Source organism: Allofournierella massiliensis, from assembly GCF_964241245.1.
Lineage (GTDB): Bacteria > Bacillota > Clostridia > Oscillospirales > Ruminococcaceae > Allofournierella > Allofournierella massiliensis.
In genome coordinates, this window is the sequence record NZ_CAXSWZ010000002.1 from 142083 (window position 1) to 153713 (window position 11631).

An 11631-nucleotide genomic window follows, 5' to 3' on the forward strand; every position below is an offset into this window, starting at 1 on the left:
AATAAAGGCCGGGTTTTTCAAAACCCGGCTTTTTGATGTTCAGGAGGGATTGAACGTGAATCTGTGGGGGCATTTCTGCACCATCAATCACCACAAATGGCTGGTGATGAAGCACTGCTTCCGTCTGGGGCTTTACTGGCGGGGGCTGACCCATGACCTTTCCAAGTACATGCCCAGCGAGTTTTTGCCGGGCGTGAAATATTATCAGGGCAATCGCAGCCCCAACGACGCCCAGCGTCAGGCCGAGGGCTGCAGTACCGCCTGGCTGCACCACAAGGGGCGCAACCGGCATCATCTGGAATACTGGATCGACTACGACCCGGCGGGCAGCGGAAAGCTGATCGGCAATAAGATGCCCCTGCAGTTCGTGGCCGAAATGTTCTGCGACCGGGTGGCCGCCAGCAAGGTATATAAGGGCAAGGACTACACCGACGCCTCCCCCTGGGAATATTACGACCGGGGGCGGGATCATTATGTGCTGCATCCGGAAACGCGGCAGCTGCTGGAATACATGCTGATCACCCTGCGGGACAAGGGCGAGGACGAGGCCTTCCGGGTGCTGAAAAAGGAGGTGCTGGGCCGGTGAAAAAAGCGATGCAATGGCTGAAGGGTGAGCCGGTGCTGGTCATCTCGGCGGTGCTGGCGCTGGCCTCCTGCCTGGTGGTTTTGCCGGATAAGGAATATCTTGGCTATGTGGACGGCCGGGTGCTGGCTCTGCTTTACTGCCTGATGGCGGTGGTGGCCGGCATGGAGCAGGCCGGGGCCTTCCGGCGGATGGCGGCGGCGCTGGTGAAGCGCAGCGGCAGCGGCAAGGGACTGTGCCTTGTGCTGGTGATGCTCTGCTTTTTCTCTTCCATGCTGGTCACCAACGACGTGGCCCTCATCACCTTCGTGCCCTTCGCGGTGCTGGTGCTGGCCGCCAGCGGGCAGGGCGGGCTGCTGCCCTGGGTGGTAAGTCTGCAGACGGTGGCGGCCAATCTGGGCAGCATGCTTACCCCGGTGGGCAACCCCCAGAACCTGTATCTGTACAGCCGTTACGGCTTTTCCGCGGGCGAATTCTTCGCTCTCACCGTGCCCGCCACGCTGGCAAGCCTTGTGGTGCTTGTGGTGCTGTGCCTGCTCACCCCGGCCCGTCGGGTCACCCTGACGGCTCAAAATGAGGAAGGCCCCATGACCGCCCGCCAGCATGCCCAGCTGATTCTGTGCGGCGTGCTGTTCTGCGTGTGTCTGGCCTCGGTGTTCCATCTGCTGCCCTGGCCCGCGCTGCTGGCGGTGGTGATCGTGGCGCTGGCGGTGTTCGACAAAAAGCTGGTGCTGGGGGCGGACTTCGCTTTGCTGGTCACCTTTGTGTGCTTCTTCGTGTTCGCGGGCAATCTGGCCCGCATCCCGGCGCTGCAGAATTTTCTGGCCAGCGTGATGCAGGGCCGGGAGATGCTGGTGGGCGCGGCGGCCAGCCAGGTCATCAGCAATGTGCCGGCGGCGGTGCTGCTGTCCGGCTTTACCGAGAACGGCGCGGGGCTTCTGATGGGCGTGGATCTGGGCGGCCTTGGCACCCCCATTGCCAGCCTGGCCAGCCTGATCAGCCTGAAGATCTATTCCAAGGCCCCCGGCGCGAACACCGGGCGGTATCTGGCGGTGTTCAGCGCGCTGAACTTCGGCCTGCTGGCGGTGCTGCTGGCACTGGCCGGCTGCGGCATCCTGTAAGAACAAGAAAAAGGCGGCGGGTCGGCCGGACCCGCCGCTTTTTTGTGCCCGGAAGGGAGCGGTTGACAAAACGCAACATCCAGTTGACGCAATTGTGGCGGCAGATGGTGGACAGGCTGCCGCCTGATCCGGTATACTGAAGTCCAGCAAAACAAAAAGGAGTGGAACGGTATGAGTCTGAACGAGGAGCTGGGGCAGCGCATTCAGCAGCTGCGCAAGGCAAAGGGTTTTTCCCAGGAGGAGCTGGCGGACCGGGTGGGCGTATCCCGGCAGGCGGTGTCCAAGTGGGAGAGCGGCCAGACCGCGCCGGATCTGGAACGGCTGCTGGCGGTGAGCAGGCAGCTGGGCACCACCACGGATTATCTGTTGACCGGGCAGCACCCGGCGCTGCGGGAGCAGGGGCCGGACGCGGCCATCTTTTCGGTGGTGGCCACCGGCAGCACCATTGCGGGCCTGCTGGTGGCGGTAATGCTCTGGTACGAAAAGCAGAGCGCCATTGCCACCGCAATCGGCCTGCTGGTCATGGTGATGGGCTGTGTGATCTACGCCATCGGCATGACGGTGGGCGAGCCTGCCAGCCGCCCCCGGGCAAGGCGGCGGTTCTGGGCGGTGAATCTGTGGCTGCTGCCCTTCATCCCCCTGTCCCTGCTGTACAACGTCCTGCTGGGCGGCTTTGTCACTGCGCCCTATCCCGTCCCGGTATCCCCGCTGGCGGGCTATGTGCTGTTCTGGGTGGTCTATCTGGGCGGCTGCGGCATGCTGGAATGGCGGCTGCTGCACGGCGCAAAAGGCAGGCAGAAATAAAAACGAGCACCTGCGTTTTCCGTGCAGGTGCTCGTTTGCGTTTGGATTATTCTTCCCGGGGCTCGTCCGCCTCCACCGGGGCTTCCTCCGCTTCGGGCTTCGGTTCGGCAGCTTCAGCAGTCTCCACAGCCTCGGCAGGCTCAGTGGTTTCCGCCTTCTTGGGGGCAGCGCTCTTTTTGGGCTTTGCGGCCTTCTTCGGCTGCTCTGCCGGGGCCTCCGGGGCGGGCTGTTCGTCTTTTGGCTGTGCAGTTTCCGGCGCAGGCTCAGCAGTTTCGGTCACAGGGGCCTCCGCTTCGGCCTTGGCCCTGGGGGCTGCCTTTTTGCGGGCAGGGGCCTTGCGGGCGGGCTTTTCGGGGGCCAGCTCCGGCTTGCCGTTGCGGGCGCAGTAGCTGCGCAGCAGCTCCTGATAGAAGTTCACAGCCGGGGGCAGCGCCAGAATGGACAGGTTCTCGTTGGCCGCGTGAATGCTGGCGTACTGCTGTTTGTTGATCTCCAGCGGGGCAAAGCGCAGGGCGTTTTCCACCACGCCCTCATACATGTAGAACCGGGCATCGGTGCCGCCGGTCATGATGTAGGGGGCCACCCCGTAGCCGGGGTAGATCTTGCCCATGGTCTCCTCCAGCAGCCGGAAGGCATCGCCGTTAAAGTTCACCTCGGCGCAGGCCGGGTCGGCCTTCAGCACCTCGGTATCCAGCCCGCACTTTTTGGCAGCAGCGCGGATGATCTCGATGCTCTCGTCGGTACCCTGATGGGGCATGCAACGCATGTTAGCGGTGACCCAGGCCTGCTGGGGCAGCACGTTGTAGGCGGGGGAGCCCTGTGCCATGGTGAAGGCGCAGGTGGTGCGCATCATTGCGCCGGCCAGCGGGTTCACACGGGGCAAAAGGAAGCACAGCAGCGGCTCGAACAGCCACAGGTTGCCCAGCAGCAGCCGCATGCCGAAGCTCATGTTGGGGGCAAGGCGCTGGAACATCTCCCGCAAAGTGGGGGAGAAGCGGGCCTGGAAGGGGCTGTGCCGGTCGGTTTTGCAGATGAACCTGGCCAGCTGCACCAGAGCGGTGTTCGGCCCGGGGGCGCTGGCATGGCCGCCGGCGGAATTGGCGGCGAACTTCACGTCCGCATAGCCCTTTTCCACCACGCCCACCATGGCGTAGCGGCCCTTGACCCCGGCCATGGGGGAATCCATGATCATGCCGCCCTCGTCCAGCAGCAGGCCCAGATGGACCCCCTGCTCCTTGAGCCATGCGGCAATGGCGGGCGCGCCGTCGCCGCCCCATTCCTCGGTGCAGCTGGAGGCCAGGTACACGTCGCACTCGGGCTTCCAGCCCCCGGCCAGCAGCTCCTCCACCGCCTGCATGAAGCAGAACAGGCTGCCCTTGGTGTCCACGGTGCCGCGGCCCCATACCGAGCCCTCGGCGATCTCGCCGGAGAAGGGCGGGTATTTCCACTCGCCCTCAGCGGGCACCACGTCGTGGTGGCTCATGATCAGAATGGGCGCACCGACGCCGCCGTCCTGCCCGGGGATTTTATAAATCAGGCTGCCGTTGAGCACCGTGCGGGTGGCCGCCTTGTGCACCAGCGGGAACTGCTCCCGCAGCAATTTATGGAAGGCCTGGAACTTGCGGCGGCTCACCTGATCCTTTTCCGATACCGTCTCGCACTGAACCAGTTTGGACAGGGTCTCCGCATACTGCTGGGCCCGCTCCAGATCGGAATCCGGGAACTGGGCCGTGGCGGCGGAGGTAGGCTTCATCTGGATGGCACGGGCGGCTGCAACGCCCAGCAAAACGAGTAAAATCAGGATGAGAATGAGCAGGATCCATAAAGCGATCATTGGCAGGGGCCTCCTTTGGCTTGTATCAAAAAACGCGCGGAGGGCGCGGAAGATAGCTGTATCTGGCTGGCGGGCATCTGCCCGCCATGTTTTAGTATACCACAGACCAAAACCTTCTGGCAAGGCACGGGGAAAGGCCTTTTTTCAGAGTCCGGAAAAGAAAAAACGGCGGCTGCCGTATCCCGCTTTCGGGGAAATACGGCAGCCGCCGGTGTAATTTAAAGCAAGTGTGCGAAAACTTATTTCTGCTCCAGAGTCTTGCTGAAGCTGTCCTTCAGGGTGACGATGCGGTTCCACACGCCCGGGTGCTTGGAGTCCGGGGTGAAGTAGCCCATGCGCACGAACTGGAACTTCTCGCCGGGCTTGGCGTCGGCCAGGCTGGCCTCCAGCTTGGCGCCCTTCAGAACCTTCACGGAATCCGGGTTCAGGAAGTCCTTGTAGTCGCTGCCTTCGGGCAGCTCGCCCATGTTCTCCTGAGTGAACAGCTTGTCGTACAGGCGAACCTCGGCGTCCACCGCGTGGGCGGCGCTCACCCAGTGGATGGTGCCCTTCACCTTGCGGCCGTCCACGGGATTGCCGTTGCCGGTCTCCAGGTCAGCGGTGCAGCGCAGCTCCACCACTTCGCCGTTCTCGTCCTTGATGACCTCGTTGCACTTCACGATGTAAGCGCCCATCAGGCGAACCTCGCCGTCCGGCTTCAGGCGCTGGAACTTCGGCGGGGGTACCTCGGCAAAGTCGCTCTTCTCGATGTACAGGCTGCCGGAGAAGGCCACCTTGCGGGTGGAGGTGTCGTTTGCGGCCTTGTTGGGGTTGTTGGGAATATCGAAGTACTCCACCTTGCCCTCGGGGTAGTTGGTGATGGTGAGCTTGATGGGCTCGGTCACGGCCATCCGGCGCAGAGCGGTGGTTTCCAGCTCGGTGCGGATGCAGTACTCCAGCAGGCGGTAGTCCACCAGGCTGTATACCTTGGAAACGCCGGCCTTCTTCACGAACTCAAAGATGCTGGAGGGGGTGTAGCCGCGGCGGCGCAGACCGCACAGGGTGGGCATGCGGGGGTCGTCCCAGCCGTCCACGATATTTTTCTCCACCAGCTCGCGCAGGTAGCGCTTGCTCATCACGGTGTTGGACACATTCAGGCGGGCGAACTCGCGCTGGATGGGGAAGGGCCCCAGATGCAGGTTGTTGATGACCCACTCGTACAGGGGGCGATGGTTCTCGAACTCCAGGCTGCACATGCTGTGGGTGATGCCCTCGATGGCGTCCTGAATGGGATGGGCAAAGTCGTACAGGGGGTAGATGCACCAGGCATCGCCCTGACGGTGATGGTGGGCGCGCACGATGCGGTAGATGGCCGGGTCACGCATGTTCATGTTGGGGCTGGCCATGTCGATCTTGGCGCGCAGGGTGCGGCTGCCGTCCGGGAACTCGCCGGCTCGCATGCGGCGGAACAGATCCAGGTTTTCCTCCACGCTCCGGTCGCGCCAGGGGCTGGGCTTGCCGGGCTCGGTCAGGGTGCCCCGGTACTCCTGCATCTGCTCGCGGGTCAGATCGCACACATAGGCCTTGCCTTCCTTGATCAGCTGCTCGGCGTACTCGTAGCACTTCTCAAAGTAGTCGCTGCCATAGTAGATGCCGCCGTTGGGCACAGCACCCAGCCAGCGCAGATCCTCTTCGATGCTCTTCACATACTCGTCGTCCTCGCGCACGGGGTTGGTGTCGTCGTAGCGCAGGTTGAATTTGCCGCCGTAGGCGTTGGCAATGCCCCAGTTGATCCAGATGGCCTTGGCGCTGCCGATGTGCAGGTAGCCGTTGGGCTCCGGCGGGAACCGGGTGTGAATCTCCTTTACGCGGCCTTCCGCCAGATCCGCGTCGATGATCTCGGTGAGAAAATTGTTCGGCTTTTCCATAGCTGATTCTTCGCTCCTCTTATTTTGAAGGGGCCCACGGCGGGGCCCCAAGCGCTCTATTCTCCCATTTTACAGGATTTTGCCCCGCTTTGCAACACAGAAAGCGGGGCAGAAAAGGGGCAAATGGACGCTTAAAGCCGATCGGGATGCAGAAACCGGCGCAGCTCGTCGGCATCCATGGGCATGGCGTAGTAAAAGCCCTGCAGATAATCCGCCCCCAGCTTCACCAGCTGCTGGGCCTGCTGGCGGCTCTCCACGCCCTGGGCGATCACCAGTTTGCCGCAGTCGTGCACGAAGTCGATCAGGTGAGCCAGCAGCTTCGGATCCCGGGCAAGGCAGGTGCGCATCACATAGCGGTCCAGCTTCACCGCCCCCGCCTCGGGCAGATCCAGAATACGGGTCAGGTTGGAATGCCCCGCGCCGAAGTCGTCCACCGTGATGGCGGCCCCGGCCGCAAACAGCTGCCGGATAAGCAGGGGCACTCCGTCGGTGCCCCGCAGGCTGCGGCTTTCGGTGAGCTCGAAGGCCAGCCGGGAGCAGGGAACCCTCTTTTCCCGGGCCATGCGCACGAAGCGGTCGGCAAGATCCGGCGCGGCCAGCTGCAGCGGGCTCAGGTTCACGCTCACCCGCTCCACCGACCGGAACAGCTCTGGATCGGCAGCCATGGCTTCCAGAAGAGAATCAAAGATCACATCGCCCATCCGCTCTGCCAGCCCGCTGCGCTCGGCAATGGGCACAAAGGCGTCCGGCCCAAGCAGACCCAGCTGTTCGTCGTCGATGCGGGGCAGCACCTCCAGCTGCACCGTTCGCCCGGTGCGGGCATCCAGCACCGGCAGATAGCGCAGCGCAAAGCGGCCCCGGTCCAGCGCGCCGGTCAAAGCGCGGCGCACCGCCAGCGTGCGCTGCAGGCGGGCCAGTGCCTGATCGTTCACCCACTGGGGCGCGGCATGAACCGGCCCGTCCGGGGTGAATTCCTCCAGAAGATCCAGCAAAAGCAGCGCCTGATCCAGATCCGGTGCGCAGCGCAGCCCGTCCATCAGGATGGCGGGCTGGGTCAGGGTGACGGTGCAGCCCTTCAGAGCCCAGCCTTCGTTCAGCCCGGTGGCCAGCTCGGCCATCTGGCTGCTGAAGCCCTCCCGGCTGCCCTGGCTGAACACCACAAAGCGGCCTGCCTGGCTGAGGTAAAACACCGTGCAGCGGGGCGTTGCGGCGCGCAGCCGTTTTGCGGTCGGGGCCAGCCATTGGGCGGGGGAAATACCGCCTGCGTCGTTTGCAGGGGCGAGGCGCAGAAAGGCAAGGCAGTATGGCTTGTGGAACTGGTAACAGTCCCACAGGGTATCGGAAAGGGCGCGGTAGTTGGGGCATCCGCTGGCGGAGTGAATCTGGCTGCCGGGCAGCGGCGCACCCAGCGCCGCGGGAAGCAGAGCCAGCGCCACCACAAACCAGAACAGGCGCACGTTGCCCGCGGTCAGCTGCAGCGGCATTGCTGCCAGCACAAAACCGGCCATGCAGCCGGCGCATTGCCGCCCCGGGCCCGGTTTGGCCCTGCGCATCCAGAGGCAGCCGAAGACCAGCAGCAGCCAGCAGCAGGCCAGAAGCGGCAGATACAGCGGCCCGTTTTCAAAGCCGCCCTGTGCCCGGGGCCGGTAAAGCAGCCCCAGCCAGGGGCTGAGCAGCGCGGCCAGAATTCCGACGCAGCACACAAGGCCGGTCAGCCGCATCATCCGGCGCAGCTGCTTCCCGGAGACCTTTGCCAGAAACAGGGTGCACAGCACAAAACAGGCAAAAAACAGAAACTGGCTGATCATCCAGGCTGCCAGCAGCAGACAGGCTGCCCGGTCCGGCAGCCAGGGCCAGGCCCCGGCGCGCACCGGGGTGGCCAGAACATCCAGCGCGGTGGCGGCAAGGGCGCTGGCGAACGTGCGATACAGGGCGGCGCGGGTCAGGGTGTGCGCGCCACGCCGCATCAGGCAGATCAGAGCCAGCGCGGCCAGAAACACAAATGCCGCCATCTGAAAATAAATGTTGTAGTGGATCATGGCCGTTCCTCCCGTGCTCCAAGCTCCCGCAGCCCGCGGGTGGATACCCAGCAGCCCCGGTTCCGCTTGGCCGCGTAAAGGGCCACGTCCGCCTCCTGATAGGCCTGATTCAGGGGGACGGCAGCCGGGTCGAACAGATGAACGCCCACGCTCACGCCCACCGGAACGCCCAGCTCCAGCTTGCTGGCAAGGCCGGGCAGCTCGGTGCAGATGCGGCCGGCCAGTGCCTCGGCAGTGGCCCAGTCCGCGCCGGGCAAAAGCACAAGAAACTCATCGCCGCCCAGCCGTACGGGGGTACCGGAGGCGGCACTCAGCTGCTCCAGCAGCCGGGCAACCTCCCGCAGCAGCACATCGCCCACCGGGTGGCCCAGCAGCTCGTTTATCTTTACGCGCAGCACCCGCCGGTTGTACAGATTGGTCAGGGGATCCCGGTTGGCCCGCTGGCGCAGCTCATCCTCCCGGCGGCGTTCCTCGGTGATGTCCTCAAAGGTCACGATGGCGTGGGTGGGGGCCTGCCCGGGAATGCGCACGGCGGTCAGGGTCACACGGGTCCAGCGGTATTCGCTCTGATCCGGCCTGCGCACCAGAAAATCGCCCTGCACCGGCTCCTGGGTGGTGCGGATCCGATGGAACAGCGCCAGGAATCCGGTGGAGTGCTGGGGAGCCACTGTGCCGTTCTGAGCCAGAGTGGCAGGTTCCACCGGCGCCCCGGTCCGGGTGGTGTCGGTCTCATCGCAGGCGGTCATGGTATGGCCGGCCAGATCGTAAACAAACAGGGTGATGGCGGTGTGCTGAAGAGCCATTGCCAGCAGCTGATTGCTGGTGCGCAGCGAATCCTCGGCCCGCTGTACCTGGCCCTCCCGCTGGCGGTGATAGATGGTCAGCAGCACCAGCATCACCACCGAAGCGGCCAGCATTTTCAGCGCCATGATCATCACCAGCCTGGTCTCCTGGGCGTTGGTGGCCAGCAGGGCGCTCCGGGGTACATCCTGATAGAGATACCAGTCCCGGATGCCGGTGGAAACGCACAGCCAGGCCACCGCCCCGTCGCCGGTGCCGGCGGTGCCGAAGCTGCCGGTTTCCTCTTCCGGCAAGCTGCCCAGCGTGCGGCCGGCATCGGTGTTCCAGAAGCTGCCGCCGGGCTCCAGCTGGTATTTCAGGTTGTCGCAGGCATAGATCACCATGCCGTCTGCCTGGAACACCGCCACCCGGCTTTCGTCCGACAGGCCGTACAGCGTGAGTGACCGGGCCACCTGCTCCACCTTCAGAACGCCCAGCACCGCGCCGGTTACCGGCTGCTCCGGGCTCACCCGCACCGGCACATACACATAGAACCGGTCGTCCTTGTAGGTGGGGCTGTTGTAAACGGCGGAATAGCCGCTCTGCCCGTCGAAGGCGCTTTCCAGCGCTTCCTCACTGGAAAGATCCAGTGAAATGCCCTGGGACGAGATGGCCTGTTTGTCCAGCGAGACGGCCCACATCTGGGCAAAATCGCTGCGCTGGAAGTATTCGTCCAGCAGCTGGCGCACATCCTCCTCGCTGCTGCCGGCGGGCAGGCTGGCGATGGCGGTGGCCGCCCGCTGCACATAGCTCATCTGCTGTTCCAGATAACTGTTCAGCGCAGCGATGCTGGAGCGGGCGGTATTCTGCAAAGAGTCCTGGCTGGAAGCAATGGTGTAACGGTTAAGCTGAAGAGTGAAATCCAGTGTGCTGAACACCAGCGTTACAAACAGAAGCACAAGCCCCAGAAGGGCGAGCCAAAGCTGCCGGGCGGTGGACGTCCAGCGGCGGAAAACGGACAAATGTTTCATCAGAAGATCACTCCTCTGGCCTTGGGATTCCGGGCAAAAAACAGCCATGGCGGCGTGGAAAAGCAGAATTGCCCAATCTTTGGCTTTTCTGGTTAAAATTATAGTAAAAAGCAGCCGGGCGTGCAAGCTTTAACCATACAATTCGCGCAGGAATTTTTCCGCCTGTGACCCCAAAATCGGTAAGATGTGCCAAAGTAAGCTGTAAACATTGACAGGAACACGGCACTGTGGTAATGTAAAATAGCGAACGCCCATGCGCGTATTTAATAGGTAAAAGCGCGGGGCAAGGCGTGACCGCGCGCAAAAGAATAACGGTCCGCCGCCGGCGGCAGCAGTGCCCCGGGGCGGGCGAAAAGCGAACGCTGCCCGCGCGGCGCCGCCCGGTTTTGGGTGGCCTGTTTGCGGGCAACGGGTTTTTTTGTGCGAAACAAAGCTGGGCGTCAAAGGTGAAAAAGGAGCGATGAGGCGTGGAAAAACCGCAAAAGGCCGGCAAGGGGCGGCAGCTGATCCCCTTTCGACTGGAGCACGTGGGCAGCCCCGGTGAATTTGCAAAATATGCATTTTTGTTGAATCTGGGGCTCTTCCTTACCGCAGCGGGCATCCATCTGTTCAAAACCCCCAACCACTTTGCCATGGGCGGCACCAGCGGCATGTCCATCATCATGGCCACCCTGTGGCCGGGCATGAACGTGGGCGGCGCGCTGTTCATCATCAACGGCATTCTGGTGGCGCTGGGCATCATCTTCCTGGGCGTAAAGACCATGGGCGTTACGATTTATTCCTCGTTTGCTCTGTCGGCCTTTGTAAGCCTGCTGGAAAAGGTGTATCCCATGAGCGCGCCCTTCACAAACGACACGCTTCTGGAGCTGTGCTTTGCGGTGGCCCTGCCTGCCGCCGGCAGCGCCATTGTGTTCAACGTGGGCGCCTCCACCGGCGGCACCGACATCGTGGCCATGATCCTGTCCAAATACACCAGCATGGAGATCGGCCGTGCGCTGCTCATCTCGGACCTGGCCATTGCGGCCTGGGCGGGCGGTCTGTACGGCATCGCCACCGGCCTGTACTGTGTACTGGGTACCTTTGCCAAGGCCTTTATGGTGGACAGCTTCATCGAGAGCCTGAACCAGCGCAAGGTGGTCACGGTGATCAGCAGCCACCCGGAGGATGTGAAGAACTTCATTCTGGAAAAGCTGCACCGCAGCGCCACGGTCTACACCGCCGAGGGCGCGTATACCGGTCAGTCCGAGCAGGTGTTCACCACCGTGCTCACCCGCCGTCAGGCGGTGCTGCTGCGCAACCATCTGCGCCGGGTGGACCCCAAAGCCTTCCTCACCATCGTGAATTCCTCCGAAATTGTGGGCAAGGGCTTCCGGGCGCTGTAAGTGCCGCAGGGCGCAACAATTCGTTCAAAATTGCGCGGTATCATAAGCAAAGGGGGCGCGCCGCGCCGCTCCCCATGCCGCCGGGGCCGGGAAAAGCCCCTGGGCGGTCCGCATTCGTTTTTTTCGCGGGGGCGCGGCTCCCGTACAGCA

The 11631-nt window shown here is 63.3% G+C and carries 8 protein-coding genes; 4 read left to right on the forward strand and 4 right to left on the reverse strand.

Features of this window, described 5'->3' with window-relative positions; translation table 11 throughout:
* Nucleotides 1-55: 55 nt before the first annotated feature.
* The 3 genes from ACESYO_RS01955 (at nucleotide 56) to ACESYO_RS01965 (ending at nucleotide 2508) form a co-directional block, all read left to right on the forward strand.
* Nucleotides 56-586 (forward strand): DUF5662 family protein, encoded by a 531-nt coding sequence (locus ACESYO_RS01955; protein ID WP_341439093.1) that lies wholly within the window; start codon nucleotides 56-58, stop codon nucleotides 584-586.
* Entirely contained in the window at nucleotides 583-1704 is a 1122-nt protein-coding gene (locus ACESYO_RS01960) for an SLC13 family permease (protein ID WP_242868281.1), read from the forward strand. Before ACESYO_RS01955 ends, ACESYO_RS01960 begins: the two co-directional genes overlap by 4 nt.
* Before the next feature lie 171 nt (nucleotides 1705-1875).
* Nucleotides 1876-2508 (forward strand): helix-turn-helix domain-containing protein, encoded by a 633-nt coding sequence (locus tag ACESYO_RS01965; RefSeq protein ID WP_373209300.1) that lies wholly within the window; start codon nucleotides 1876-1878, stop codon nucleotides 2506-2508.
* A gap of 46 nt (nucleotides 2509-2554) precedes the next feature.
* Here the strand turns inward: ACESYO_RS01965 and ACESYO_RS01970 are convergent, their stop codons facing one another.
* From ACESYO_RS01970 to ACESYO_RS01985, 4 genes are all read right to left on the reverse strand, one after another.
* Nucleotides 2555-4342, reverse strand: coding sequence for a M20/M25/M40 family metallo-hydrolase (locus tag ACESYO_RS01970; protein WP_077138481.1), 1788 nt, complete (start codon nucleotides 4340-4342; stop codon nucleotides 2555-2557).
* A gap of 239 nt (nucleotides 4343-4581) precedes the next feature.
* Nucleotides 4582-6249, reverse strand: coding sequence for a glutamine--tRNA ligase/YqeY domain fusion protein (locus ACESYO_RS01975; protein ID WP_058963091.1), 1668 nt, complete (start codon nucleotides 6247-6249; stop codon nucleotides 4582-4584).
* A gap of 131 nt (nucleotides 6250-6380) precedes the next feature.
* Nucleotides 6381-8288, reverse strand: a complete 1908-nt coding sequence (locus tag ACESYO_RS01980; protein ID WP_373209301.1) for an EAL domain-containing protein — start codon at nucleotides 8286-8288, stop codon at nucleotides 6381-6383.
* Nucleotides 8285-10099 (reverse strand): sensor domain-containing diguanylate cyclase, encoded by a 1815-nt coding sequence (locus ACESYO_RS01985; protein ID WP_373209302.1) that lies wholly within the window; start codon nucleotides 10097-10099, stop codon nucleotides 8285-8287. Before ACESYO_RS01985 ends, ACESYO_RS01980 begins: the two co-directional genes overlap by 4 nt.
* Before the next feature lie 467 nt (nucleotides 10100-10566).
* Here ACESYO_RS01985 and ACESYO_RS01990 point away from each other — a divergent pair, with 467 nt between their 5' ends.
* Nucleotides 10567-11481 carry a YitT family protein gene (locus ACESYO_RS01990; RefSeq protein ID WP_082669497.1) on the forward strand — a complete coding sequence of 305 codons (915 nt, stop codon included), beginning with the start codon at nucleotides 10567-10569 and terminating at the stop codon, nucleotides 11479-11481.
* Nucleotides 11482-11631 lie beyond the last annotated feature (150 nt).